Below are 25,561 nucleotides of genomic sequence, written 5' to 3'. Positions count from 1 at the left end.
ATTTGAATACTTCCAAAACAAAGAGCACCAGCTGTTAGGTCGTGAAGTTGTTTTAGAGTGATGTTGATTTGAATACTTCCAAAACAATACGTTTTGGGAACAAGTCAAGATGCTGGTTTTAGAGTGATGTTGATTTGAATACTTCCAAAACTTGCTGGAACTATATTCTAGCGTTGCGGTAGTTTTAGAGTGATGTTGATTTGAATACTTCCAAAACCGGTGTGCTGGAAGCAACTATCTACAACGAGTTTTAGAGTGATGTTGATTTGAATACTTCCAAAACGGAGATAATGGTTATGAAGAGTCTATTTCTGTTTTAGAGTGATGTTGATTTGAATACTTCCAAAACAGATATTTATCAAAGAGTTGGCGAAAATCGGTTTTAGAGTGATGTTGATTTGAATACTTCCAAAACATTATTGCTTGCGCCATAACCACCAGTATGGTTTTAGAGTGATGTTGATTTGAATACTTCCAAAACATCATCGCTATACAACAATGCTTCTTCATAGTTTTAGAGTGATGTTGATTTGAATACTTCCAAAACGTAGCATGTGACGTGATCTCTTCACGGCCAGTTTTAGAGTGATGTTGATTTGAATACTTCCAAAACATGCTGGTACAAGATTTAAGCCCAAATCTTGTTTTAGAGTGATGTTGATTTGAATACTTCCAAAACTGACGGAGAAACCAAACGCCCCTATGTAAAGTTTTAGAGTGATGTTGATTTGAATACTTCCAAAACGACCGACAAGTGGCGTTAATGCACCAATCAGTTTTAGAGTGATGTTGATTTGAATACTTCCAAAACGAAAGACTGTTGAAAAAAATTCTGATATGGGTTTTAGAGTGATGTTGATTTGAATACTTCCAAAACTCCAAAACTGGTGATTACTTTGATTTTTACGTTTTAGAGTGATGTTGATTTGAATACTTCCAAAACTAATAGCATTCCCCGAAATAGTTGGATTATGTTTTAGAGTGATGTTGATTTGAATACTTCCAAAACTGTAATGAGTCAAATTGGCGTACTAAAGTAGTTTTAGAGTGAATCGGCTACACTAGACTAGACAAAAAAAATAAGGTGTGTAGAATAGAAAAAAACACACTGGAGGAATTTTTATGTCAAGACGTCCACGAAGAACTTATTCAAAAGAATTTAAACAACAGGTAGTCGATCTATATCTAGCCGGAAAATCACGGGTAGAAATTATTCGTGAGTATGAATTAACCGCTTCTTCTTTTGATAAATGGATTAAACAAGCAGAAACCTCTGGTTCTTTCAAAGAGAAAGATAACTTGACCCCAGAACAAAAAGAAATGATCGCTTTGCGCAAGCGAAACCAACAGCTAGAAATGGAAAATGATATTTTAAAGCAAGCAGCGCTGATATTCGGACGAAAAGACAAGTAATTGATGCCAATAAGCACAAATACTCGATATCAGCGATGTGTAAAGTCTTAGGAATTTCCCGTCAAACGTATTATTACCAGCCAAAACTCGTAAAAAATGAAGCTGAATTGGAAGAAGCTATCACAGAAGAATTTGTTCGTAATCGCAAGGCTTACGGCACAAGAAAATTAAAACAAATCTTAGCGAATCGCGACATCCAAGTGAGTCGTCGGAGAATCGGTCGCATCATGAAACAACGGGGATTGAAATCGAGCTATACTTTGGCTCATTTCAAAAACCATTCCTCTTCCTGTAATGAATCAAAAACAGATAATATTTTAGCTCGAGATTTTAGAAATAAAGAGCCTCTGGAAGCTATTGTCACTGATTTAACTTATGTACGTGTTGGGAAAAAATGGCATTATATTTATTTGATTCTTGATTTGTTCAATCGAGAAATTATTGGGTATTCTTGTGGCAAAAGAAAAGATGCAAGCTTGGTCAAGCGGGCTTTTACTCGTATTTCTTATCCATTGACAGTAGTGCAGCTCTTCCACACCGATCGTGGAAAAGAATTTGACAATCAAACGATTGAAGAGATTATTGGAGCCTTTGGCATTACTCGCTCTCTGAGCAAAAAAGGTTGTCCTTATGATAATGCAGTAGCTGAATCTACATACAAGTCAGTGAAGGTAGAATTTGTTCATCAATTTCGGTTTGAGTCTTTGGAACAGTTAGAATTAGAATTATTTGACTACGTCAATTGGTGGAATCATTTACGATTGCATGGGACACTTGGTTACGAGACACCAATTGGATTTCGTTATCAGAGATTGGCGAAGCGAACCCTTGATAATGAGCGCGGATATGATACACCGAGTGAGGCGGCTTCATTCATTTGAGTGAGCTTCTGCCGTAGAGAATCATATCCGAGGAGGCTCATTGTCAAGGGCAATCGGAATAATAACACGAGACAAAAAATGACACCTTATAAATTTTGTCAAAAAAAGTGTTGCCATTTCACCAGGGTGAGGGGGAACGCTTTTCCCCCTCAGTTTTAGAGTGATGTTGATTTGAATACTTCCAAAACTGGTGGCACGCTTACTATTCCTGTAACGATGTTTTAGAGTGATGTTGATTTGAATACTTCCAAAACATTACATTGCACGTATGCACGATATTGACTGTTTTAGAGCGATGTTGATTTGAATACTTCCAAAACTAGTTGAAGAACGTGAAGATGAACGGCAGAGTTTTAGAGCGATGTTGGTTTGAAAGATTAAAAATTTATTCTGATTTGAAACACTGGTATTTAATTTAGCTTTTAATTAGACAACTGTAGAAAAATCTTCAATTGGTTAAATTGTTGAGGAATCTATTCTTGGAAATAAATCTATATTTAAAAGTATTGGACAAATTGATTTAAAGTGCTAATATTTAGATGAGATAGTCATTCAGTTCACTAATTGTTTACCATCTGCACAAAGATTAGGTTTTAGAGCTATGTTCTTTTGAAAGCTTTATCCAACGAATGGTCTAAATCCTTTCTTTTTAGATTTATTAAACCTCTAATCTTTGTGTCTACGTAATTTGGACATTCCTTTTCTATTAGCTACAGAAAAGGAATGTCCAAAACTAGTGAATAATCTGTGAGATGAATCTTTGTCTCTAAAAATTTTTGACAGATTTAGAAGGGAGAACGAAATGAAAAGAAAAGCTGTAAAATATGAAAAGCTAGTTCAAAGAATCAAGAAAAAGTTTGGGACTGTCAGTAAATTTTCTCGGAAAATAAATAAATCAGCAGAGAGTGTATCAAATAAGTTGCGAGGAGAGAGTCAGATACCTGTAGAAGAAGCATTTCTTTGGGCAAAAGAGTTGGAAATCTCAGATATAGATTTTCTTGATTATTTTCGAGATATCTCAATTTAGTTATGTCTCTAAAATTGAAATGCTTTTAAGTTATTTCTATCGATAAAATTGTTTTTGAAACTTTTAGTCTATTTTAGTGATTAAAAGTTTCAAAGATAATTATTATGGTTTATCAGATGTACTAAACTGTAATATAGAGAGTTAATTGAGTTTTTGACAAAACAAAACCCCCAAAAAATTCCATCCACAGACGGAATTTTTCAGGGGTCTATTTGTTTTATAATTCAGCTCTATTTTTGCAATACTTTTTCGGTTTGGTTTAATTTTTGGACGGCGAATTTTTCAATGACGAATTGTTTACGTTTATTGGTGTGACCAAAGGCAGCTAAATAATCGCCATCATTTACTTGATATAAAAAGTTCAAGGCATGCTGGTTGATCAAACAATTTAGTTCGTCCTCATCTCTCGTTAAAGTGAATCGCACGAGCGGATAGGGCGAGACGCGCAAAATTTTAATCTTGCTGACGAGTCCGTGCTGGGCTTCTTTCATCTTCCTCACCTCAACTTAATTATACAAACAAGTGTTCGTATCGTCAAATGATTTGGTCAAAGATAAAATTTTTAAATAAACAATAAAGACCGCCAGAAGTTAGAATTTCAGTCTAACTTTCCAGCGGTCTATTTTTGAATTTTTAGATTTTTAAATAAAAAAAGTGGATAGCACAAACGTCTTCGAAATGCTTTCGCACCGACGTTTGCCTATCCGTGGGTTTGGCACCCATGGGCTGTGAGGGGCTCGAACCCGCGACCCGCTGATTAAGAGTCAGCTGCTCTACCAACTGAGCTAACAGCCCAACAACAAAAGTAATTTTAACATTGTCTAGCCGTTGTCGCAAGTGTTTTTTGCAAATACTAAGCAGTGACGCAAAATAATTTTTCATATCTCGTTAAGTTGCCTTAAAGATTTTCTTCAGCAATTTCAGTTGGCGTTTTTTTGCCAGGAGCGCTGGATGGATCGTAGACGTAAGTGATGTCGCCGCCTAATGAGGCAATGCCGCGAAAATTCATTTTTTCTGGGAAAGTTAACCAGGCCAAACGAAAATTTCCATACTCGGCAAAGGGGACAAAAAGTTCAGTCAGCTCGCCATTTTTTAATTGATTTAATTGGTTGATCCAAGGATTTTCCAAATGTTGCCACCTCTTCTTATTTACTTTTTCTATTACTATACCATAAATTTTTTAAGTTTTACCGTTGACAAATGTAAACCAAAAAGTTATGATGGTTTTGTTGAAAGAATTTACATCTGTAAACCAACTTTTTAAAGAAATTTAGATTTAAAATTCATAGATTTTAAAATGGAGGTAAAAATGTTGAAAGAAACTTATGCGATTGAGGGGATGACTTGTGCATCTTGTGCCCAGACGGTGGAAAAAGCGGTTGGTAAACTTGATGGAGTAGCGAGTGCCAATGTCAATTTGGCCACAGAAAAATTAAGTGTCGACTTTGATCAAGTAGCAATCTCGCCTGAAAATATTTTTCAAGCGGTGAAAGATGCCGGTTATCAAGCGGTGGAACCTGCCACCGACGCGTTGCAATTTACCATTAGCGGTATGACTTGTGCTTCTTGTGCGCAAACAATTGAAAAAGTAGTCAATCAGTTGCCAGCCGTTCAAAAGGCTAGTGTGAATTTGGCCAGTGAAAAAATGTTGGTTTCTGCGCCAGCTAGCGAAGTGCCAATAATTATCAAAGCGGTGGAAGACGCCGGTTATCAAGCGCAATTTATGCAAGGTGCTGACGCGTCAACAGTTGAGCAACAAAATGAAAAAAAACAAGCTCAGCTTCATCAAGTGTGGCAGAGATTTTATTTGTCAGCGATTTTCGCGATTCCAGTTTTATACATCGCCATGGCGGACATGATAGGAGCGCCGCTGCCAGAATTTTTAAATCCCATGGTGCATTCGCAAACTTTTGCCATAGTTCAATTACTACTAACATTACCGGTTTTATTTTTCGGGAGAAGTTTCTTTACGATTGGTTTTCGGGCCCTTTTTAAAGGACATCCTAATATGGATTCGCTAGTGGCTTTAGGAACTAGTGCGGCGGTAATTTATAGTTTATATGGAACGGTTCAGGTTTTCTTAGGCGATCATCATTTTGCCATGAATTTATATTATGAATCAGCGGCGGTGATTTTAACTTTAATTACTTTGGGGAAATATTTCGAAGCCCGTTCAAAAGGAAAAACCTCAGAAGCCATTAAACAATTAATGGATTTGGCGCCAAAAACTGCGCGGGTTATAAAAAATGGTCAAGAAATGGAAGTACCAATCAATCAAGTGGCAACTGACGATATTTTAGTTGTCCGTCCAGGTGAAAAAATCCCCGTGGACGGCGTCCTAGTAGCAGGAACTTCGGCTGTGGACGAAGCTATGATTACTGGCGAAAGTTTGCCGGTGGAAAAAAAGATTGGCGATGCAGTAGTGGGGGCCTCTCTTAATAAAAATGGTACCTTCCAATTTAAAGCGACCAAAGTGGGACAAGAAACCACGCTGGCCCAAATTATTAAATTAGTTGAAGAAGCGCAAGGAAGTAAAGCGCCGATTGCCAAATTAGCCGATCGCGTGTCAGGCGTTTTCGTTCCCATCGTGATTGCTTTAGCGATTTTAGCAGGACTGGCTTGGTTTTTCTTAGGACAAGAGTCGTGGGTTTTTGCTTTAACGATTACCATTTCAGTTTTGGTGATTGCTTGTCCTTGTGCACTGGGTTTGGCCACACCAACAGCAATTATGGTGGGGACTGGACTAGGCGCAGAAAATGGTGTCTTGATTAAATCAGGGGACGCCTTAGAAACAGCTCACAAAATTCAAACGATTGTTTTTGATAAAACGGGCACGATTACCCAAGGAAAACCCGTCGTCACTGATGTGATCACTTTTGGAAATTTCACTCAAGAAGAAGTTTTACAACTAGCCGCTACCGCCGAAGTTGGATCAGAGCATCCATTAGGTGAAGCAATAATTGAAGGGGCCAAAAGTCGAAACTTAGCAGTGAGCCTGTCAGAAAATTTCTCAGCTTTACCTGGTTTAGGAATTACCGTAACCATTGAAGGCCAAGAAATTTTATTAGGCAATCAAAAATTAATGCAACAAAAAAATATTTTAACCAATGCAGCACACGAGCAAGCGGATATTTTAGCAGCTGCCGGGAAAACACCGATGTATTTGTCAGTGGATGGACAACTCGCTGGATTAATTGCCGTCGCCGATACTTTGAAAGAAAATTCTGTCGCTGCTGTAAAAAGATTGCACGAAATGGGCTTAACCGTCGCTATGATTACCGGCGACAACGAAAAAACCGCCGCTGCCATCGCCAAACAAGTAGGTATCGATCGCGTCTTAAGCGAGGTCATGCCTGAAGATAAAGCAAAAGAAGTTGCCAAACTCCAACAAGAAGGATTCAAAGTGGCTATGGTGGGGGATGGAATTAACGATGCACCAGCCTTAGCGCAAGCCGACGTGGGAATCGCCATTGGTAGTGGAACCGACGTGGCTATTGAATCGGCAGATATTGTTTTAATGCGCAGTGATTTGATGGACGTCCCAACAGCCATTGAGCTAAGTTCAAAGACAATTAAAAATATCAAAGAGAATCTTTTCTGGGCATTTGCCTATAACGTTTTAGGTATTCCAGTGGCGATGGGGGTCTTGCATTTATTTGGCGGACCGCTGTTAAATCCCATGATTGCTGGCGCTGCCATGAGTTTTAGCTCAGTGTCTGTTTTGTTAAATGCACTTCGTTTGAAACGATTCAAACCAGGGAAATAATCGTTTTAGAAAAACTTAGCAATTCTTAGCAAATTACCAAAAGTTTGTTCATACTTTCTTCAAAACTTCTCGGTATAGTATATTCATACCAACAAAACCCTAACACTTTTTCATTTTTTTACTCCTCCAAAGTAAAAAAACTCCTTTCTTCCACCCTGTAGGTATGCAGGGCGGTTTTTGTTTAAGGTTGTGTTTTGGGCGTTAAATAGCGTAGGAAAATAGGGAAAATTTTGGAAATCCCTCTTTTGGATTTTTAAATAATTTCATCTTTTTCCCTAGCTATTGCCCAAAACACACCGTCAAATAAGGATGTGTTTTGGCTGCTAAATACTGTAGAAAAATAGGAAAACTGAGGAAAATAGAATATTTTCTAGAGGTTTTATCTTTTTTCCTAAGTATTAGCGAAAACACACCGCTCAGCTCAAAACCAAAAAAAATTCAGGCGCAAACCAAGTCTTCTTGGTTTGCGCCTGTTCTTTTGATCATTTAAAATCCGCGGCTGCCGCCACCGAATGAGCCACCACCGCTGGAGTGAGTGGTACTTCCGCCACCACCACCGCCGCCGCCTTTATTATTATTTTGTACTTTCGGAATGCGCCGGGTGGTGATAAAGGAGTTGACCAGGGGGTCTTCTTTTTCAGTCAAGTCTAGCGTGCCGTGTTCGGAAAATGAGTAAGCATAGTCCACCTTAGTTAAACGATACCGATTGCGGGTGATAAAATAAAATGCTAACGCCAATCCGGCGGCCAAAACAAACGCAATGATGCCTTCCAATAAGGTGATTGTCTTATATTTAGTCACTTTTCCAGTAGCTTCATCGACGGTGTAATGGCCGCCTGGAACGCCAGCATCAAAATATTTTTCAGTTTCTTGAATAAATATTTGCGCCGCGGAAAAATAATTTCCATCAGTCAATCCGCCCTCATAAATCGCGTCTAGTGCCTGGTCAATTCGACTATCTGTCAAATAATGAATCATATTTCCAGAAGTTGAAAGATAAACTGTGCGGCCAGTCATATCTAAATAAAACAGAATTCCATTTTGATTATCGCCAACATAATCGCCTAAACGCCGGTCGACACCGAAACGAGGATCGTCTTGGTCTAAATCATAACTTGTAATAATCATCATCGGGGCTTTTGTTTTTTCAGCCAGCGCATTCATTTGATTAGTTAATTCACTCATCTCACTGGCGCTTAATAAGTCGGCATCGTCAATGACAACTGAATCTGCGGCGTTCACCCCGAGACTCAAACTTAAGAAAAGAAAGAGCGTCCCTAAAAAAATCGCAAATTTTTTCATAGTAAGAAGAACCCTCCTAACAAGGCCAATAAGAAGACAGCTGCAAAAATTCCACCTGAAACTAGCGCTAATTTTTTCTGACTAATGGGCAGAATTCCGGCAGTTTTTCCTGTTTGACCATTTAAGGCGAAATAATAAACCGTCTCATCTCCTGGATTGCGATACGTTAAAAGCCAAACTGGTAACAAGACGTAATGATTTTTTTGATCTGTTACTTCAATCGATGTTTTTTCACCAGTCACTGTATTGTACTGATTGACGGAAGCTTTCAGCATCGAAGTGGCGTATCGTTTTAAATCGTCGTTAATTTCTTTATTCAATTCATTAATTTCAATATCTCTTTTTTCAGCTTGGAAACCGGCGAGATACTGGCTGTGAAAGTTAACAGCTTTCTCCAATTGAAAAGGTAGAATGGAAGTTACCATTTTCTTTTGAGTATTTTTCGACAAGGCATTTTTAATCATTTGAGAAAATTTCAAATTCCCCCGGCGATTAATGGCAAATTGTTTGGTTTCAGTATATTCAATGTCGCCCATCCGCCAAATGCGCAAAGTGGTTCCTTTGCCTTGAAATTGTCCTTTTAAATCAGCTTCAACGTCCCAATAAGGGAAATAAACACCAGTCAGGAGCTGGATTTGTTTTTCGTCAAAAAAGTTTTTTGGAATAAAATATTTTTTCTTCGTCCAAGCGAGAAATTTTTCGACTGCTTGCTCTTTAGTGATGGCAAATGGCAAAACTTTTTCTGGTTGAAAAGTTCCAGACAAGCGCCCTGATAAAACTACTGGATTATGGCAGAAATAACAATAAGTCGCCGCCGTTGTGGGTTCGGTAACAATTTCCGCCCCACAGTTAGGGCACAGATACATTTCTAAATCTGTTGCATTTTCTGTAGATTCAGCCTCGGCATCAGTTGTTTTGTCAGCCGCCGTTTGATCAACATCAGTCAAAGTTTCAGCAGGATTTTCAATCGGAACAGTAGCACCGACATGAGCGGCGGCTTGTTTTTTTTCAAAGTCTAAAACTTCTGCTTCCGTAAAAATGGAGAGGCAAAAAGGGCAGTGAAATTTTTGATCAGCCGGCTCAAAAGTTAAGCCACCGCCGCAGTTAGGACATTTATGAGTGACAGCTTCCATGCAGACGCACTTCCTTTTTTATTTTTAAAGTGGGGCGCCAACAAAAGGCTTGCCACAATGAGGACAAAATTTCGGAACGCCATTACTCAAATCAACGACTTCACCACAGGCTTGGCATTTCATTTCAATTTTTGAACTTGTATTTTCAGCAACCGGAGCTGGTTTTTCCGTTCCACAATTGCTACAAAAACGACCGGTGTTTACTGTGCCACATTTTGGGCAAGTCCATTGTCCGTCAGCGTTGGCATTGGTATTAGCTCCGGCGCCTTGATTTTGGTTTTGATTTTGGGCTTGCTTTTGCGCTTGGTCTTGGGCTTGCTGCGCATTTTGGCGACTGGCATCGGAAAAATAATTTCCAGCTTGATTCATTCCCATCCCGACACCGAAAAATCCGCTAGCTGCACCACCAGGATTTTTCCCGGCTTCTTCCATCCCGCGAGCCATCGCCCCTTGCACGTAACCTTCGCGTACGTTAGCATCGCCCAACATGGCACCTTGATTACGCATATTGATTAATTTTTGCGAATCGTCCGTATAAGAAATACTGGAGACTGCTACACTAGCAACTTCCATGCCACGATTTTGTTTCCATTCAGCATCTAAAACTTCAGCCATATATTTAGAAAGTTCCACGCTTTTTGACGGAACATAACTAATCCGCTGACCATCTTGCGACAATTGATTAATGGCGCTTTGTAGAGCCGTTAAAAATTCAGCCAAGTATTGCTCATTAATATCATCGATTTCCACTCGATCGGTATTTCTTGGAATCGCTTCTTTGAAAAATAAAATTGGATCTGTAATGCGAATCGAGTAATTGCCGTGCGCCCGCAAAAATAATTCTGCATTATAAAAGTTATCGAAATAATTTAACGGAGAACTGGTGCCAAAACGAATCCCTTTAATTTCTTGCAAATTAATAAAATAAACTTTTTGTTTTTGCGGTGTAACGCCACCAAATTTAAAACGCTCAAAACTTTCTTCAATCGCACCTTTAAAATTCCCTTTAAATAATGAGGGGGCGGCATCATTTTTTACGGTATAGTAGCCTTCTTCAGCGGTGAAGTCGATAATTTTCCCGCCATCCACTAACAGCATCATAGTGTTAGGATAAACATGAATCACTGATCCGTCAGTAACGACATCTTCAGTGCCTTTGCGGTTGCTGCCTCGTTTATCATTTTGACGGACTTTAATCCCAGTCGTTACGACAGTTTGTTGACCCATATCGTTTGGTTCCACGACGTCTAGCCATTGATCGGCCAGCGCCCCTCCGATTGTTGATGTAGCTGCTTTTAATAATCCCATGAAAATCCCTCCAGTAATTATTTGTTTAAAGCAATTATACCACGCTTCCATATTTTCAGCCTTTTTGAAGGGAAAAGCATTAGAAAAAATCAATAGATTCACTTTCAAAGGGTCGGTTTTTTATGTATAATAGAAAGTAGAAAAGTTTTTGGAAAGAAGGTGGACAAATGGCTTATCAAGCGCTCTATCGCGTCTGGCGCTCGCAAAAATTTTCTGATATTATTGGACAAACTGCCATTAGCCAAACGCTGAAAAATGCCATCGCCAACCACAAAACAAGTCATGCTTATTTATTTACCGGCCCACGTGGTACTGGTAAGACATCGGCGGCGAAAATTTTCGCTAAAGCAATTAATTGTCCCCATCAAGTAGATGGTGAACCTTGTAATGTTTGTGAAATTTGTCTCGGAATTACAGCTGGGAAAATCAACGATGTCATTGAAATTGATGCCGCTTCGAATAATGGCGTAGATGAAATCCGCGAACTGCGGGATAAAGTGAAATACGCTCCCACACAAACGGCGTTTAAAGTTTATATTATTGATGAAGTTCATATGCTTTCCACCGGTGCTTTTAATGCTTTATTAAAAACGTTAGAAGAGCCACCTGAAAGTGTTATTTTTATTTTAGCAACCACGGAACCGCACAAAATTCCAGCGACAATTATTTCCCGGACCCAACGCTTTGATTTTAAAAAAATTGAAGTTTCCGATATTGTCCCTCATTTAAAAGAAATTTTAGATAAAATGAATGTGCCCTATGAAGACGATGCCCTGTTAACTGTAGCTTTGGCAGCAGAAGGCGGCATGCGAGATGCACTATCGATTCTCGATCAAACGATTGCTTTTAGTGGCGAGAAAATCACCCAAGAAGCGGCCCTCGTTGTTACGGGGAGTTTATCTAGTGCGACGTTAATTACTTTTTTGCAACAAATTTCTGACCATGATGTGGAAAAAAGTTTAGCGACATTGGCGAATATTTTGCAAAATGGCAAAGAACCGAAACGCTTAGTGGAAAATGTAATGAACGAGCTGCGGGATGTTTTGATGTATCAGCAGTCGCCAGCATTTTTAAATAAACAAACTAACCAAATTACCCCAGAATTTATTGCTTTAACGCAAAATTTGGCACCAGAGACGATTTACACCGCCTTTAATATTTTAAATGAAACCCAACAAAATTTGCGATTCACTAATGCCGGTCGTCTTTATTTGGAAGTGATGACGGTGAAACTAGCGACGATTGCAAATAAAGCAGAAAGTTCTCCAGTAGCGCCGGCCAAAATATTGTCTGAAAAAATGAGCATGGAAAATAAATCTGCTTTAACGAATGAAGAAAACGGGCTAGAAAATCGCGACGAAATGAATCATTTGCAAGAAACAATTAAACAGCTCCAACAACAAGTAAATACTTTAAGCCAACAAATGCAAACCGGCCACGCGCAACGTCCGCAAAAAAGTCAGCCAGCTACTAGAAGCAATACGCCGACAGCTGAAATTCCTAAAGCGCGCGTCTATGAAGTTTTAAAAAATGCGCGGCGAGAAGATTTGCAGGCTGTGCGTCATCATTGGGAGGACTTATTGCAAATTTTAGATGTGACCCAGCGGGCGATGTTAAAAGCCGGCGAAGTGGTGGCTGCTTCAAAAGATGCGATGGTGATCGCTTTTGATTATGAATTTCTGGCTAGCCGAGCGCAAGCGGATACCTATCTTCATCAAGTAGTTTCTCAAGCATTTGATCAGCTGATTGGTCAACCGTTTCAACTAGTCGCTATTCCTAAAGAAGCATGGCCGACTTTGCGAAAAAATTTTATCGCCTTACACAAAGACGAGTTGAAAGCTTCTAGTGACAGTGAGCCAGAGGAAAATGCAGAAGGAAACATGGCTCATTTAGCCGATGAAGAAGTAGAAGTGGCCCCAGATAATAAAAATGATCAACTAGTGGAACAAGCGGTGGCTCTATTTGGAACAGACCTGGTAGAAGTTTTGGAAGACTGAAAAAGTCATCTTTGAAATTGAAACAAAAAAATAAATAATTTGAATTTAACGAGTTAAAAGAGTGTTTACTATAGAAAGAAGGAAAACAGATGAGAGGCATGGGCAACATGCAAAACATTGCGCGCCAAATGCAAAAAATGCAAAAAGAAATGGGCAAAGTGCAAGAAACATTAGATCAACAAGTTTTTACCGCTACAGCAGGACAAGTCGTGACGGTAACTTTTACCGGGAATAAAAAATTACAAGAAGTGAAAATTGACCCAGTTGCACTTGACCCAGAAGATGCGGAAACAGTGGAAGATTTACTCGTTGTAGCTATTAATGATGCGCTAAATCAAATCGAAGAAACGACTCAAAAAACAATGGGTAAATATACAAAAGGGATGCCTGGCTTTTAATTTTTCAAAATAATTATCGTTAGTTAAACGTTGACTTACAGAATTAAAAAGGAGGTCAGTATGCAATATCCACAACCCGTGGCCAAATTAATGGAAAGTTTTATGAAACTACCGGGAATTGGTCAAAAAACAGCCACCAGACTGGCCTTTAAAGTGATTGATATGGATGAAACAGATGTTAATGAGTTCGCCAAATCATTAATTGCCGTCAAACGTGATTTAAGTTATTGCTCGATTTGTGGCAATATTACTGAAAGTGATCCTTGCGAAATTTGCCAAGATAAATCACGAGATCAGTCAACGATTCTTGTGGTCGAAGAACCAAAAGATGTGATGGCGCTAGAAAAAATGCGCGAGTATACCGGATTGTATCATGTTTTACATGGCGTTCTTTCGCCAATGGAAGGAACGGGTCCAGAAGATATTAATATCACCGGACTGATTACTCGGTTGCATAATGAAATTGTTAAAGAAGTCATTATTGCCACCAACGCCACGACTGAAGGGGAAGCCACGGCAATTTATTTATCCCGGTTAATAAAACCTGCGGGAATTAAAGTGACTCGCTTAGCGCATGGTTTGTCCGTTGGTTCGGACATTGAATATGCAGATGAAATTACTTTATTGAAAGCTGTAGAAGGGCGCCGAGAGCTGTAATGATTGAGTTTTCGGATGGTTTACAGTATGATTACTACGATGGAGGCGGTTTTTTGGAAGGATTATTTATTACAGTGGAAGGTCCCGATGGCGCAGGAAAAACGAGCGTTATTAATGAACTGATTCCTCGTTTGAAAAAAATAGCAACAAAAAATATTGTCACCACCCGCGAACCAGGCGGCAGTCCCATTGCTGAAAAAATTCGTGGGCTGGTCTTAGATAAAAAAAATACCGATATGGATCAACGAACAGAAGCTTTACTTTATGCCGCTAGTCGCCGTCAACATTTGGTAGAAATTATTGAACCCGCACTAGTTTCGGGGACTACTGTAGTGTGTGATCGTTTTGTAGATAGCTCGCTTGCTTATCAAGGAGCAGGACGGAAAATAGGGATGAAAGAAGTGGCGCAACTTAATTTATTTGCCACCAATGGTCGGACGCCTGATTTAACGTTGTATTTAGATGTTGATGCAGAAACCGGACTTTCTCGAATTCAAAATCATCGTTCGATGGAAGTGAATCGTCTGGATGTGGAAAGTTTAGAATTTCATCAACGGGTCCGCCATGGCTATATCCAGTTGTTGGAACAATATCCCCAGCGGATTAAAAAAATCGACGCCAAAGCTGATTTAGATCACGTGGTGGAAGATTGTCTGCAAGTGATTCAAAAATATGTAGGCGATAAGTTATAAAAATAAATCATTTTTTGAAAGGTGGAGATTTTTTATGAAATTAATTTTAGCTATTGTACAAGATAAAGACAGCAACCGTTTGGCCAATGAGTTTATCGATTCTAATATTCGGGCTACGAAATTATCCTCAACGGGGGGTTTTTTGAAATCAGGGAACTCAACATTTATTATTGGGATTGATGATAATCGCGTGCAAGAAGCACTTGATTTGATTAAAGAAACTTGCCAAGCCCGCAAACAATATGTCTCCACACCAGTTTCGCTGGATCTTTCTTTGGACGGCCAAGTGCCCTATCCAGTAGAAGTGGAAGTGGGCGGGGCGACGTGCTTTGTCTTACCAGTGGATGCTTTCCAACAATATTAAGATCAAAATTAAAATCAATCATAAGTAAAAGGAGACTATTATGGAACAATTACCTGAACAACCGATCATTTACCAACAACTCCATAATAGTTTAAAGCATGGGCGTCTTTTCCATGCTTATCTTTTTGAAGGTGAAGACAGTAGTGAACTTTCCAAAGTCGCTCTGTTTTTGATGCAAGCCTTCTTTTGTCAAAACCCGCAAGATTTCGATCCTTGTGGCCAATGTAATAATTGTACTCGGATCGCCCAAAAGGAACATCCCGATGTCGTGTGGGTGGAGCCAACTGGGGCAACAATTAAAATTGATCAAATTCGTCAGTTGCAAACGGAATTTGGTAAATCCGGGATGGAAACCAATCGACGAGGTTTTATGATTATTGATTGCGAAAAAATGTCCGTCAGTGCCGCGAATAGTTTATTAAAATTTTTAGAAGATCCGCAAAATGAAACTTTAGCGATTTTAACGACGACAGCGATTGGAAAAGTTATTCCGACGATTTTATCGCGGGTCCAGTTGATGCACGTTTTGCCACTTTCTAAAAGTTTGCTAGAAAAACAATTAGCCAAAACCATTCCAGCAGAAAATATTCCGCGCCTTCTCTTTTTAACGGATAGTAAAGAAGAAGCAGAAACAATGGAAGCTGATCCTTGGTTTCAAGAAGCTAGTAAACTGGCCGAAAGTTTTGGTGAACAATTTACCGCTACCTCTTGGGATAGTTTTATTTCGGTCCAAACGAAATTAGTGCCTTATTTTAAAGAAAAAAAACAGCAAGAATTTTTCTTTTCACTTTTGTTATTTGAGATTCATCGCCAAATGTTGCCAGCTTTAAAAAAAGCCCGCAGCAGTGAAATTATTTTACAAGCCAAACATAAATGGCAAAGCAATGTTAGTTTTCAAAATGTTTTAGAACAAAGTGTCTTAATTATGAAAAAGGAGGGGTAAAATGGTTCAAGTAGTCGGTATCGTCTTTCAAAAAGTCGGGCACATGTATTACTATGCCCCAAGTCCAGGCGTCACTTACGAAGTGGGCGAAGCAGTGGTGGTAGAAAGTTTGCAATGTCAGCAAATTGGCTTTGTGGCCCTGGCTGAAAAAGAGCTCGCCGAAAAAGAAATTGTCGGTTCCCTTAAAACAATTATTAAAAAAGCGACGCCCCAAGATTTAGCTACGTATGATAAAAATCGTTTGGAAGCCCAAGATGCTTGGGTTTTAGCCAAAGAAAAAGTGGCCCAACGCAAATTAGATATGAAAATTACTTCGGTAGAATATGCTTTTGATAAAAGTAAATTAATTTTTTGTTTCACCGCAGATGGTCGGGTAGATTTTCGAGAATTAGTGAAAGATTTGGCTGGCGTGTTTAAAACGCGAATTGAATTGCGTCAAGTCGGCGTAAGAGATCAAGCCAAGATTTTAGGAGGAATTGGTCCGTGTGGTCGACCAGTTTGTTGCGCGACTTTTCTAGGAGATTTTATGCCAGTTTCTATTAAAATGGCAAAAGATCAAGGTCTCTCTTTGAATCCTGCTAAAATTTCTGGTTTATGTGGGCGCTTGATGTGTTGCTTGCAATATGAAGACGCCCAATATGAAGAAGCAAAAAAAGTGATGCCCGATTACGGCCAAGAAGTCACGACACCTGAAGGAACGGGAAAAGTGGTTGGCTTGAATTTATTATCTCGGGTGGTCAAAGTAAAAGTAGCCTCGTTAGATCAAACCTTGGAATATGACTATAGCGAGGTTGCTAAGGTAGGTGTTCGCCATGGATAAACGCTCTTTATATGATAGTTTTGACCAATTGGAAGTGGAATTAAAAGACACGATGAATCAACTTTCAGAAATGAAAGATGGTTTGCGCCAATTAGTAGAAAAAAATACCGAGTTGGAATTAGAAAATCAACATTTACGTCAGCATTTGGAAGACTTAGATAAAGAGGAACATACCCCAACTCGCCAAGAATTATCAAAATCACGGATGAATTTAGAAAAATTGTACGAAGAAGGCTTTCACGTTTGCAACGTGATGTATGGTCAGCGCCGGCAAAATGATGAATCTTGTGCGTTTTGCATCGATGTCATTTACGGCGAGCGCAATCGATAAAAAAGCAACTTTCATGATAACCATCACGACAACCATAAGGAGTATTCCATGCGTCAAAAAAGTTTTCAAAAATTAAACGTGGTAAAAAAACAAGCAGATATTGAAGGTCTGAACAATGGTCAATATAGTCAAAGCAGTCAAAGCGGGACTTTGTTTTTAGTGCCCACACCGATTGGTAATTTGCAAGATATGACATTTCGGGCGGTGGAAACTTTAAAAAGTTGTGATTTAATTGCTGCTGAAGATACCCGCAATACGATTAAATTGTTAAATCATTTTGAAATTCATACGCCGCAAATTTCTTTACATGAACATAATGTCAGTCAACGCGTGCCACAGCTCTTGGAAAAATTAATGCAAGGGGAAAACATTGCCCAAGTAAGTGACGCCGGGATGCCGTCTATTTCAGATCCCGGTCATGAATTAGTGGTGGCTGCCTTAAATGAAAAAATTCCCGTGGTCTCTTTGCCAGGAGCTACTGCTGGAATGACGGCATTAATTGCTTCAGGTTTGGCGCCACAGCCTTTTACTTTTTATGGCTTTTTGCCCCGCAAAAAAAATGAACAAGTCAGTGCATTAGAAGCGTTAGAAAACCAAGTTGAGACATTGATTTTTTATGAGTCACCTTATCGTTTGAAAGAAACGATCAAAAATATTTTAGGAATTTTTGGCAATCGGCCGGCAGTGATTTGTCGAGAGCTGACGAAAGTTCATGAAGAATATTTACGGGGAACGTTGGCGGAACTTTTAGAAATTCTTGAAAAAGAAACACTAAAAGGCGAATGTATTTTACTAGTATCAGGAAATAGTGAAAAAAAATCCACTGAAAATTATCCGGAAGAAATTGCCGATCATTTTGCCCAATTGAAAGACCAAGGACTGACCGATAAAGAGATTATTAAAGAAGTCGCGACGGTTCGAAAATTAAAAAAACAAGAAGTCTATAAAATATTTCACGAACTTTAAAAGAAAACTTCCTAGTGGCAAACGTGTGTTTGGTGTATAATCAAATTACGTTGTGCAAGGAGGTTTTTTTGTGTTAAGTCAATTAGGCTTCCCGCTAAGAAAAGATACAAGTCGTAAAATAATTCATATTGATATGGATGCTTTTTTTGCATCGATTGAAGAACGCGATCAGCCGGAATTAAAAAATTTCCCATTGGTGATTGCCCGCCACCCCAAAGATACTGGCGGGCGTGGAGTCGTGACTACCGCCAATTATAAAGCGCGAGAGTTTGGGATTCATTCGGCGATGTCGGCACAAAAAGCGTATGAATTATGTCCGAAAGCAATTTTTAAAGCGGGTAATCTTACCTATTATAAAGAAGTTTCGGCGCAAGTCCGAGCCATTTTCGATCGATATACTGATGTTGTGGAGCAAGCTTCGATTGATGAAGCGTATCTAGATGTGACGGAAAATAAAATCAATGCCAAGTCGGCGATTAAAATTGCCAAATTAATTCAGCGAGATATTTATCAAGAATTACATTTAACTTGTTCAGCCGGAGTTTCTTACAATAAATTTTTAGCGAAACTCGGTTCGGATTTTCAAAAACCGCGAGGCATGACAGTGATTTTGCCGGAAAAGGCAGAAGCATTTTTGCAAGCTTTGCCCATCGAAAAATTTCATGGCATCGGTAAAAAAACAGTCCCTAAAATGCACGAACTAGGTGTATTTACCGGTAAAGATTTAGCCGCATTATCCGAATGGCAATTGATTAATGAATTTGGGAAGATGGGTTATTCGCTGTACCGCAAAGTCCGGGGAATTCACGATGATCCCGTTAATCCAGCGAGAATTCGCAAATCGATGGGGCGAGAACATACATATGGGAAATTATTATTTACAGAAGATGAAGTGGTGACCGAACTTCGCCAGCTGGCTAAAAAAGTGGCAGAAAGTATGCTGAAATATCAAAAGCAAGGACAAATTGTCGTTTTAAAAGTGCGGGACGGTGATTACAACACCATTACCAAACGAAAAACTTTGAAAGATTATTTGCAAAAAGAAGAGGATATTTATTTTTATGCTAAAGAGTTATTTGACGAAACGATTGACCCGGTCATCGGGATTCGTCTATTGGGCATCACCATCACCGGATTGGAAGAATTAACCTACGAAAACCTCCCATTACCCTTGTTTAAAAAATAGGTTGTGAATTTTGTGTTATGGGACGAAGAGAATTAGGAAAATTTTTTGAAAATCATGATTTTGGATTTTTAAAAATTTTATCTATTCTACAAGTCCCAACAAAATTCCCACCGTTAAAATAGGTTGTGAATTTTGCGGGAAATACCATAGAAAATTAGCTTGTGAAAAGCACAAAAAATCTGCTTACAATTAGTAAGCAGATTTTTTGTATTGGGATGGAAATTTTGCTAAGATTAAGCCAGAAAGATTTAGGAGGTTTAAGCGTGAAATATTTTTTTGAATTAGGAGAAAATCCTCAACATTTATTATTGCTCCATGGAACCGGCGGCGACGAGCAATCTTTGGTCCAAATCGCCAATTTTTTGGCGGGGAATTGTACGATTCTTTCTTTTCGCGGTGAAGTGGAAGAAGACGGGATGAATCGTTTTTTCAAGCGGAATGGTTTGAATCAATTTGACTTGCCATCTTTAGAAATGGAAACCGATGCGCTATATGCTGAAATTGTGGAAATATCAAAAAAACGCCAAATCGCTGTTAGTGATTGGACGTTAGTTGGTTATTCTAATGGGGCTAATATTGGGGCGCATCTTTTATTGGAACGTGACACGCCACTAAACAAAGGCTTATTTTTCCATCCTATGTCATTAGGCGTGGACACTAAAGATTTTTCTTTGGAAGATAATAAAGTCTGGCTTTCTTTTGGCGACAATGATCCGATTGTATCCGACGAATCTTTTCAGACATTACAAGAACAATTTACATCTCGGCAAGCTGAGGTGGAAATTTTTCGCTCAAATCAAAGCCATAACATTACTATGGAAGAATTATCTAGCGCTAAACGGTGGTTAAAACAACAAAAAGATAATGGATAATTCACGATTTCTTCATAACTATTCGTTAATATATAAACATACCAACTTAAAGCAACACCCTTTCCAAAGTAAATTTTTTCATTTTTAAACTCCTTCGCCCGCTAAATTTTTAGCGGGTCCTTTTTATTTTTCTGAAAAATGCCCCAGATTAGTTAGTGGCCACAAAATAAAACCGACCTTCTTTTCAATATTGGCTTTAGGGACAAAGCCGAAGCGGCGGGAATCGTTACTGGCAGATCGATTATCTCCTAAGACAAAATAATAATCGGGTGGAACAGTGATTTGTCCGCAAACATCATATAAAACAAAATTTTCCGTTTCAGTATCTGGGTGTAAAAAAGCTTCAGAAATTTTTTCGCCGGAAATAAAAAGTTCGCCTGAAACTACCTCCACTAAATCTCCTGGTAAACCAATAATTCGTTTGATGTAATTGGCGTCCTCGTCATCTGGGGCGATAAAAGTGACAACATCAAAACGATTAATGACACTTGTGTTGTAACCGACAATGCGTGCTTGATTAGGAATAGTTGGCTCCATCGATGTGCCAGTCACTTTAATTGTGGCGACACCAAAGACATGGGCCAAGCCTAAAAAAACAGCGCACGCCACTAGAAATACCATTAATTTTTTCATAGGCCCTCCTTTAAATGAACGTTTTTTAATCTATAAGTAAATTTTATCATCAAATCTTCATTCGAACAAAAAAATGAATTTCTCTTTTTTCCCCTGAAGAAAGAGGGAAACTGATCAATTCGTGAAAAGTTAAGCGAAATCATGTATAATAGAAGTGAAATCTAAATTGTTGAGGTGAATAAATTGAAAAAAATCTTAGTAGTAGACGATGAAAAACCAATTTCAGATATTGTAAAATTCAACTTAACCAAAGAAGGTTATGAGGTATTTACCGCTTATGACGGTGAAGAGGCTGTCGCAAAAGTGAACGAAGTGGAACCTGATTTAGTGATCCTTGATTTAATGTTGCCAAAAATGGACGGCTTAGAAGTTGCCAGAGAAATTCGCAAAAATTTTGATATGCCAATTATTATGGTTACCGCCAAAGATTCAGAAATTGATAAAGTTATTGGGTTAGAATTAGGCGCCGATGATTATGTCACCAAACCATTTTCTAATCGCGAACTTATCGCCCGAGTGAAAGCCAATTTGCGTCGCGGGCAAGGAGCGGCGAAAGCCGTTGAAGAACCAGTGACGGATTTGACAATTGGGGATTTGGTCATTCATCCGGAGGCCTATATGGCAACCAAACGGGGTGAACCTTTAGAACTTACCCATCGCGAGTTTGAGCTGTTGCATTATTTGGCTAAGCATTTAGGACAAGTGATGACCCGTGAACATTTATTGCAAACGGTTTGGGGCTATGATTATTTTGGCGATGTCCGGACGGTTGATGTGACGGTCCGTCGTTTGCGAGAAAAAATTGAAGACAATCCGTCTCATGCCACTTATTTAGTAACGCGCCGCGGGGTGGGTTATTATTTGCGAAATCCTGAGTAATAGGAGTTATCAATGAAAAAGAAGATTCGCTTTTTTCAATCAGTTAATTTTAAGATTGCCATTGCGTTCATTCTTTTGCTACTCATTTCTATCGAAATTATCGGCGCTTATTTTATTCGCGAGCTAGAAAAAAATACGATTACTGATTTTGAAAATTTAACCAATTCCCAAGTGGAAACTTTAGCGAAAAGTTTAACCGCTGAATTGGAAAATCAGACAGATGATCGTAATGAAGTGAATTTAAATTTGCGCAAAGTACTGGATGATTTTGTCACCAATGACACACTGGAGGTCCGGGTCGTAGATGACCGGGGCCTTGTCCGTGCCACTACTGATTTAACGAAACAAAGTGATGTGGGCAAAAAGAATGATTTAAAAGTATTAAATGATTTTTCTTCTTCTAGAAAAGAAGAAATTATCGATAGTGATCGACACCGCGTTTGGCGTAATATTGAACCGATTACGTCTTCTACGGGAACGGCGGCGATTGGGGTTTTATATGTTAAAAGTGATATTGAAAGAAGATATCAAGATGTCAATGACATTGCCCTAATTTTTTTCACCGCCTCACTTTTGGCAGGAGCGGTTTCTATTGTAGTGGCGGTCTTGATTGCCCGTTCCATTACCCAACCAATCGATGAAATGAAAGAACAAGCATTGCGGATTGCCCGCGGAGATTATACCGGCAAAGTCAAAGTTTATGGCCGCGATGAATTGGGACAATTGGCGGAAACATTTAACGCACTTTCGGTCCAAATTGAAGAAACCCAAGATGCCATGGAAGCCGAACGAAATCGTTTGGACTCAGTCTTATCTCACATGAACGATGGGGTAATTGCCACCGATCGCCGGGGCAATGTGATTATTATTAATGAAATGGCTATGAATTTATTGGAAGTAGAATCGGAATCTGTTTTAGGACAATCGATTTTACAACTGCTAGATATTGAAGAAGACTATACTTTACGAAAATTATTGGAAGATCCAGGGGAAATTTTAATTGATTGGTCGCAAAAAGAAGGCCAACATCAATTGATTTTAAAAGTGGACTTTTCTATGATTCGGCGGGAGTCTGGTTTTATTTCTGGCTTGGTTTGTGTACTGCATGATGTTACTGAACAAGAAAAAAATGAACGGGAACAACGAGAATTTGTTTCAAACGTTTCCCATGAACTTAGGACGCCGTTAACTTCGATGCGTTCTTATATTGAAGCTTTGTCTGATGGTGCTTGGGAAAATCCAGAAATCGCGCCAACATTTTTGAAAGTGACTTTGGAAGAGACAGACCGGATGATTCGTATGATTAATGATTTGCTGAATTTATCCCGGATGGACTCGGGGAACACGCATTTACAAACCGAATATGTCAACTTCAATGAGTTAGTTAATTTTGTTTTGGACCGCTTTGATATGATTGTTCAAAATGAAGATGAGAGCGAGAAAAAATATGTTATTAAGCGGGAATTTACGACGCGGGCGCTTTGGGTGGAAATTGATACCGATAAAATGATTCAAGTGCTGGATAATATTATGAATAATGCTATCAAATATTCTCCAGACGGCGGGACGATTACTTGTTCTTTAATTGATACTCATAAACATGTGATTTTTTCAGTGAAAGACCAAGGACTTGGGATTCCTAAAAAAGATATGAATAAAATTTTCGATCGCTTTTATCGCGTGGATAAAGCTCGCTCAAGAGCGCAAGGTGGATCAGGACTTGGTTTGGCCATTTCCAGAGAAGTGATTAAAGCTCACGGTGGCGATATTTGGGCGACGAGTGAAGAAGGTCGCGGATCGAGTTTTTATATTTCACTACCGTATGAACCTTATGATGAGGAGTGGTGGGAATGACCTTAAAAGATAAATTATCGCGCGTCTTGCTAATTTTATTAGTGGCCTTTAGTTTGATTTTGTCTTATTTAATTTGGATGCGGCCCATTACTTCTGATCCGGAAACAGAAACAGTAAGCACCAATGTGACCCAGCGAAGTTTGAAAGCAGCTACCGAAGTTTTTTTGCCTGCCAAAGCGATTTGGCACCAAGAAGATCAAAAATTATTATCTGTTTCGGAAAATTTATTATCGTTGTTGCAAGCTGAACTGATTAAAGGAGATTTTGGGACGTTAGAACAAGTAGGAAATGATGAACAATATTTTCAAGAAGTTTTAGCGACGCAAGATGCCCTGGAATTAGATTATATTGGTCACTTTTTGCTAGGAGAATATGTGGATGTCTATTCTTTGGACCTTAATTATGGCAATGAAAATTATCAAAAAATTACTTTTGATCGGATCGTGATTGATTTTGCCAAAAATAAATTTTTTGCATTAAATGATGACACCCATGCGGTTTATAGTGCAGATTTAGAAATTTCTAGTGTAAAAATTAAATCACTTTTGAAAAATGACGAATTGCATTTTTTGCCCGTAACGATTGGGCATCCAGTGTTACAAGAAACTTATTATGTAGATGAAGATTTTTCTTTGCCAAAATATTCCTATATTTTAGGCAGCCAACCGTATACGACTTTCACCAGTGCTTTTTTCCAAGATCCAGATGATTTGTCGATTAATGATAGTGGCGATGATTTGCTTTATGGCAATGAGCAAGGGGAAAATTTAACGATTAATAATGAAACTGGTCAAGTGGTTTTTACAACCGATGATCGAAACCCAGCCGTTGTTGGCGATAATTTATACAAAAAAAGTTTTGATTATGTGGCATCACTTGGGGTGACCTTGGGAAATTTACGCTATTTTGATGAAGGAAGCGCCACGTTAACTTTCAAAACATTTGTCGAAGGATATCCGCTTTTTTCTGATCATGTGAGAGGGCAGTTGGAAATTAATTTTTCCGGAGACAGTTTGGCCCAAATTATGACGAACGTCCAGACGATTCAAATTCCCGTTCCTAGTGACGAAGAGGTCCAATTAGTCAAAACAGAAACCGTCTTATCTGAAATTACTGAAGCTGGGGGCGACGTGACCCAAATTACTAATTTGCAAATTGGGTACGGTTGGAAAGATTTAAAAGAGACAAGTCAAGTGGTGGATTTAATGCCGGAATGGTTTGTTCAATATGATCACCAATGGGTAAGTTTGTCCCAATTAATGACGCAGTTAGAGGGGGACGACTAGATGGATTTTCGTAAAATTCAAGGAATTTTCCTAATTGCTTTTTTAGGAATTAATTTTTTCTTGTTGACGATTTTTATGGAAAGTCGCTCCGAGGAAAATTACAATGGCAACTTTGATGAAAAAGATGCTGTGGAAACGCGCTTGTCCCGAGATAAAATTGTCTATGAAGATTCTTTTTCTAAAGAAAGTCCGCAAGGTTATTTTATCGCAGCTGAAGAAACGATTTTTCCAAAAGTACTCAGTCGGACCGCTGATCAAGATACCACTTTGAATCAAAAAGTGGTGAGTTTCACTGACGATTACTTAATCAACACCGAGACTTTAGCTGAAGATGTCAAAGGTTTTTTGACGGATCCGGCGACACTTGAAGTGGCAGGAGAATATCAATTGTTAGAAAAAGCTTCGAATTTGGATGGCGAGGCGCCATATTTAATTGCCGGACAAGCTTATGAAGGTCTGCCCTTTTTTGACGACACAGCCAAAATGCAGATTTCCATGCACAACGTCCAAGGAGATGTTTTTTCCATTCAACAAGCTTCTTATACGCATTTGGATAAAATAGAAAATTTACGAGAAAAACAAGATTTAATTTCGGAAAGTGATGCGATTTCTACGTTGTATTACAATTCAAAAATTCCCCAAAACGCTAAAATTAATTGGCTGGAGTTAGCATACGGTCGGATTTTAAAGGTCCGGGAAAAAAATGTGTATGTGCCAATTTGGTTTGTTTCCATTACCGCCCCCGATGAAAAAGCGCATCTCGAGCAAGTCAATGCCGTAAATAATACGATTATCACCGGCAATACGATTCCCACGGTGGAAAATTAAGAAAAATTATCGTATACTAAGCGTT

24 protein-coding genes, 1 tRNA gene and 1 CRISPR repeat array (1 of these 26 running past the window's edge) are annotated in these 25,561 nt (G+C 38.9%); of the genes, 18 read left to right on the top strand and 7 right to left on the bottom strand.

Features of this window, described 5'->3' with window-relative positions; all coding sequences use genetic code 11:
* Window positions 1-1,009: direct repeats of the CRISPR family, unit length 36 nt; unit sequence GTTTTAGAGTGATGTTGATTTGAATACTTCCAAAAC; it reaches 281 nt to the left of the window's first position.
* A gap of 113 nt (window positions 1,010-1,122) precedes the next feature.
* Together BQ5341_RS10015 and BQ5341_RS10010 are read left to right on the top strand one after the other, a co-directional pair.
* Window positions 1,123-2,294 (top strand): IS3 family transposase gene (locus BQ5341_RS10015; protein ID WP_106396195.1). Its coding sequence is split into 2 segments (ribosomal slippage): window positions 1,123-1,399 and window positions 1,399-2,294, totalling 1,173 coding nucleotides; the frame shifts between segments, so codons are not numbered across the junction.
* Between the two features lie 802 nt (window positions 2,295-3,096).
* On the top strand, window positions 3,097-3,321 hold the full coding sequence (locus tag BQ5341_RS10010; protein ID WP_071131837.1) for a hypothetical protein: 225 nt from the start codon (window positions 3,097-3,099) through the stop codon (window positions 3,319-3,321).
* Window positions 3,322-3,551: 230 nt separating this feature from the next.
* On the opposite strand, the gene BQ5341_RS10005 is transcribed toward BQ5341_RS10010, so the two are convergent.
* The 3 genes from BQ5341_RS10005 to ykzS all read right to left on the bottom strand — a co-directional run bounded on the left by BQ5341_RS10005 (window position 3,552) and on the right by ykzS (window position 4,450).
* On the bottom strand, window positions 3,552-3,812 hold the full coding sequence (locus tag BQ5341_RS10005) for a hypothetical protein (protein WP_071131836.1): 261 nt from the start codon (window positions 3,810-3,812) through the stop codon (window positions 3,552-3,554).
* Window positions 3,813-4,043: 231 nt separating this feature from the next.
* A tRNA-Lys gene (locus tag BQ5341_RS10000) sits at window positions 4,044-4,116 on the bottom strand.
* A gap of 103 nt (window positions 4,117-4,219) precedes the next feature.
* On the bottom strand, window positions 4,220-4,450 hold the full coding sequence (gene ykzS / locus BQ5341_RS09995) for a protein YkzS (RefSeq protein WP_071131835.1): 231 nt from the start codon (window positions 4,448-4,450) through the stop codon (window positions 4,220-4,222).
* A 180-nt stretch (window positions 4,451-4,630) separates the two neighbouring features.
* Here ykzS and BQ5341_RS09990 point away from each other — a divergent pair, with 180 nt between their 5' ends.
* A complete protein-coding gene (locus BQ5341_RS09990) occupies window positions 4,631-7,087 on the top strand; it encodes a heavy metal translocating P-type ATPase (protein WP_071131834.1) in 2,457 nt (818 codons plus the stop codon).
* 486 nt (window positions 7,088-7,573) lie between these two features.
* On the opposite strand, the gene BQ5341_RS09985 is transcribed toward BQ5341_RS09990, so the two are convergent.
* The 3 genes from BQ5341_RS09985 to BQ5341_RS09975 are packed head-to-tail and all read right to left on the bottom strand — an operon-like array spanning window position 7,574 to window position 10,830.
* The gene (locus BQ5341_RS09985; protein WP_071131833.1) at window positions 7,574-8,389 is read right to left on the bottom strand and encodes a TPM domain-containing protein; all 816 of its coding nucleotides are present in this window, start codon (window positions 8,387-8,389) and stop codon (window positions 7,574-7,576) included.
* The gene (locus BQ5341_RS09980) at window positions 8,386-9,522 is read right to left on the bottom strand and encodes a TFIIB-type zinc ribbon-containing protein (RefSeq protein WP_071131832.1); all 1,137 of its coding nucleotides are present in this window, start codon (window positions 9,520-9,522) and stop codon (window positions 8,386-8,388) included. Before BQ5341_RS09980 ends, BQ5341_RS09985 begins: the two co-directional genes overlap by 4 nt.
* Window positions 9,523-9,546: 24 nt before the next feature.
* Window positions 9,547-10,830: an SPFH domain-containing protein gene (locus tag BQ5341_RS09975; RefSeq protein ID WP_071131831.1), complete on the bottom strand. Its 1,284-nt coding sequence runs from the start codon at window positions 10,828-10,830 to the stop codon at window positions 9,547-9,549.
* A gap of 167 nt (window positions 10,831-10,997) precedes the next feature.
* Between BQ5341_RS09975 and dnaX the strand changes: the two genes are divergently transcribed.
* The 11 genes from dnaX to BQ5341_RS09920 all read left to right on the top strand — a co-directional run bounded on the left by dnaX (window position 10,998) and on the right by BQ5341_RS09920 (window position 20,056).
* Window positions 10,998-12,827 (top strand): DNA polymerase III subunit gamma/tau, encoded by a 1,830-nt coding sequence (gene dnaX, locus BQ5341_RS09970; protein ID WP_071131830.1) that lies wholly within the window; start codon window positions 10,998-11,000, stop codon window positions 12,825-12,827.
* Between the two features lie 89 nt (window positions 12,828-12,916).
* Window positions 12,917-13,225, top strand: a complete 309-nt coding sequence (locus BQ5341_RS09965) for a YbaB/EbfC family nucleoid-associated protein (protein ID WP_071131829.1) — start codon at window positions 12,917-12,919, stop codon at window positions 13,223-13,225.
* Window positions 13,226-13,285: 60 nt separating this feature from the next.
* The gene (gene recR, locus BQ5341_RS09960) at window positions 13,286-13,882 is read left to right on the top strand and encodes a recombination mediator RecR (RefSeq protein ID WP_071131828.1); all 597 of its coding nucleotides are present in this window, start codon (window positions 13,286-13,288) and stop codon (window positions 13,880-13,882) included.
* Between the two features lie 53 nt (window positions 13,883-13,935).
* Window positions 13,936-14,574 carry a dTMP kinase gene (gene tmk, locus BQ5341_RS09955; RefSeq protein ID WP_071131948.1) on the top strand — a complete coding sequence of 213 codons (639 nt, stop codon included), beginning with the start codon at window positions 13,936-13,938 and terminating at the stop codon, window positions 14,572-14,574.
* Window positions 14,575-14,608: 34 nt separating this feature from the next.
* Window positions 14,609-14,938 (top strand): cyclic di-AMP receptor DarA, encoded by a 330-nt coding sequence (darA, locus tag BQ5341_RS09950; RefSeq protein ID WP_071131827.1) that lies wholly within the window; start codon window positions 14,609-14,611, stop codon window positions 14,936-14,938.
* Between the two features lie 40 nt (window positions 14,939-14,978).
* Complete coding sequence (locus BQ5341_RS09945; protein ID WP_071131826.1) at window positions 14,979-15,881, top strand: DNA polymerase III delta subunit-related protein; 903 nt, start codon at window positions 14,979-14,981, stop codon at window positions 15,879-15,881.
* Window position 15,882: 1 nt separating this feature from the next.
* Window positions 15,883-16,701: a PSP1 domain-containing protein gene (locus BQ5341_RS09940; protein ID WP_071131825.1), complete on the top strand. Its 819-nt coding sequence runs from the start codon at window positions 15,883-15,885 to the stop codon at window positions 16,699-16,701.
* Window positions 16,694-17,032, top strand: coding sequence for a DNA replication initiation control protein YabA (locus tag BQ5341_RS09935; RefSeq protein ID WP_071131824.1), 339 nt, complete (start codon window positions 16,694-16,696; stop codon window positions 17,030-17,032). The genes BQ5341_RS09940 and BQ5341_RS09935 overlap by 8 nt, the downstream gene beginning before the upstream one ends.
* Before the next feature lie 48 nt (window positions 17,033-17,080).
* Entirely contained in the window at window positions 17,081-17,998 is a 918-nt protein-coding gene (gene rsmI / locus BQ5341_RS09930; protein WP_083378674.1) for a 16S rRNA (cytidine(1402)-2'-O)-methyltransferase, read from the top strand.
* Window positions 17,999-18,068: 70 nt separating this feature from the next.
* The gene (gene dinB / locus BQ5341_RS09925) at window positions 18,069-19,184 is read left to right on the top strand and encodes a DNA polymerase IV (protein ID WP_083378673.1); all 1,116 of its coding nucleotides are present in this window, start codon (window positions 18,069-18,071) and stop codon (window positions 19,182-19,184) included.
* 263 nt (window positions 19,185-19,447) lie between these two features.
* A complete protein-coding gene (locus BQ5341_RS09920) occupies window positions 19,448-20,056 on the top strand; it encodes an alpha/beta hydrolase (RefSeq protein ID WP_071131823.1) in 609 nt (202 codons plus the stop codon).
* Window positions 20,057-20,179: 123 nt separating this feature from the next.
* On the opposite strand, the gene lepB is transcribed toward BQ5341_RS09920, so the two are convergent.
* Entirely contained in the window at window positions 20,180-20,689 is a 510-nt protein-coding gene (gene lepB / locus BQ5341_RS09915) for a signal peptidase I (RefSeq protein ID WP_071131822.1), read from the bottom strand.
* Window positions 20,690-20,872: 183 nt separating this feature from the next.
* On the opposite strand from lepB, the gene yycF reads away from it, so the two are divergent.
* The 4 genes from yycF to yycI are packed head-to-tail and all read left to right on the top strand — an operon-like array spanning window position 20,873 to window position 25,536.
* A complete protein-coding gene (yycF, locus tag BQ5341_RS09910; RefSeq protein ID WP_071131821.1) occupies window positions 20,873-21,568 on the top strand; it encodes a response regulator YycF in 696 nt (231 codons plus the stop codon).
* Between the two features lie 12 nt (window positions 21,569-21,580).
* Entirely contained in the window at window positions 21,581-23,422 is a 1,842-nt protein-coding gene (gene walK, locus BQ5341_RS09905) for a cell wall metabolism sensor histidine kinase WalK (protein WP_071131820.1), read from the top strand.
* The gene (locus tag BQ5341_RS09900) at window positions 23,419-24,708 is read left to right on the top strand and encodes a YycH family regulatory protein (RefSeq protein ID WP_071131819.1); all 1,290 of its coding nucleotides are present in this window, start codon (window positions 23,419-23,421) and stop codon (window positions 24,706-24,708) included. The genes walK and BQ5341_RS09900 overlap by 4 nt, the downstream gene beginning before the upstream one ends.
* Window positions 24,709-25,536, top strand: coding sequence for a two-component system regulatory protein YycI (yycI, locus tag BQ5341_RS09895; RefSeq protein WP_071131818.1), 828 nt, complete (start codon window positions 24,709-24,711; stop codon window positions 25,534-25,536). It begins immediately after the preceding gene.
* Window positions 25,537-25,561: the final 25 nt, after the last annotated feature.

Origin of the sequence: Enterococcus timonensis, assembly GCF_900104595.1 — a bacterium.
In the GTDB taxonomy this organism is placed as follows: Bacteria; Bacillota; Bacilli; order Lactobacillales; family Enterococcaceae; genus Enterococcus_J; species Enterococcus_J timonensis.
The sequence above is the reverse complement of the archived record's forward strand: the minus strand, read 5'-3'. Positions and strand labels throughout refer to the sequence as shown.

Excerpts from the sequence above, each read along its gene's own strand:
- BQ5341_RS09935 (WP_071131824.1), top strand. The coding sequence starts at position 16,694 with ATGGATAAACGCTCTTTATATGATAGTTTTGACCAATTGGAAGTGGAA.
- BQ5341_RS10005 (WP_071131836.1), bottom strand. The coding sequence starts at position 3,812 with ATGAAAGAAGCCCAGCACGGACTCGTCAGCAAGATTAAAATTTTGCGC.
- darA (WP_071131827.1), top strand. The coding sequence starts at position 14,609 with ATGAAATTAATTTTAGCTATTGTACAAGATAAAGACAGCAACCGTTTG.
- BQ5341_RS09940 (WP_071131825.1), top strand. The coding sequence starts at position 15,883 with ATGGTTCAAGTAGTCGGTATCGTCTTTCAAAAAGTCGGGCACATGTAT.
- BQ5341_RS09990 (WP_071131834.1), top strand. The coding sequence starts at position 4,631 with ATGTTGAAAGAAACTTATGCGATTGAGGGGATGACTTGTGCATCTTGT.
- BQ5341_RS09965 (WP_071131829.1), top strand. The coding sequence starts at position 12,917 with ATGAGAGGCATGGGCAACATGCAAAACATTGCGCGCCAAATGCAAAAA.
- lepB (WP_071131822.1), bottom strand. The coding sequence starts at position 20,689 with ATGAAAAAATTAATGGTATTTCTAGTGGCGTGCGCTGTTTTTTTAGGC.
- dnaX (WP_071131830.1), top strand. The coding sequence starts at position 10,998 with ATGGCTTATCAAGCGCTCTATCGCGTCTGGCGCTCGCAAAAATTTTCT.
- recR (WP_071131828.1), top strand. The coding sequence starts at position 13,286 with ATGCAATATCCACAACCCGTGGCCAAATTAATGGAAAGTTTTATGAAA.
- walK (WP_071131820.1), top strand. The coding sequence starts at position 21,581 with ATGAAAAAGAAGATTCGCTTTTTTCAATCAGTTAATTTTAAGATTGCC.
- rsmI (WP_083378674.1), top strand. The coding sequence starts at position 17,081 with ATGCGTCAAAAAAGTTTTCAAAAATTAAACGTGGTAAAAAAACAAGCA.
- BQ5341_RS09945 (WP_071131826.1), top strand. The coding sequence starts at position 14,979 with ATGGAACAATTACCTGAACAACCGATCATTTACCAACAACTCCATAAT.
- BQ5341_RS09985 (WP_071131833.1), bottom strand. The coding sequence starts at position 8,389 with ATGAAAAAATTTGCGATTTTTTTAGGGACGCTCTTTCTTTTCTTAAGT.
- BQ5341_RS09900 (WP_071131819.1), top strand. The coding sequence starts at position 23,419 with ATGACCTTAAAAGATAAATTATCGCGCGTCTTGCTAATTTTATTAGTG.
- BQ5341_RS09980 (WP_071131832.1), bottom strand. The coding sequence starts at position 9,522 with ATGGAAGCTGTCACTCATAAATGTCCTAACTGCGGCGGTGGCTTAACT.
- BQ5341_RS09975 (WP_071131831.1), bottom strand. The coding sequence starts at position 10,830 with ATGGGATTATTAAAAGCAGCTACATCAACAATCGGAGGGGCGCTGGCC.
- BQ5341_RS10010 (WP_071131837.1), top strand. The coding sequence starts at position 3,097 with ATGAAAAGAAAAGCTGTAAAATATGAAAAGCTAGTTCAAAGAATCAAG.
- yycI (WP_071131818.1), top strand. The coding sequence starts at position 24,709 with ATGGATTTTCGTAAAATTCAAGGAATTTTCCTAATTGCTTTTTTAGGA.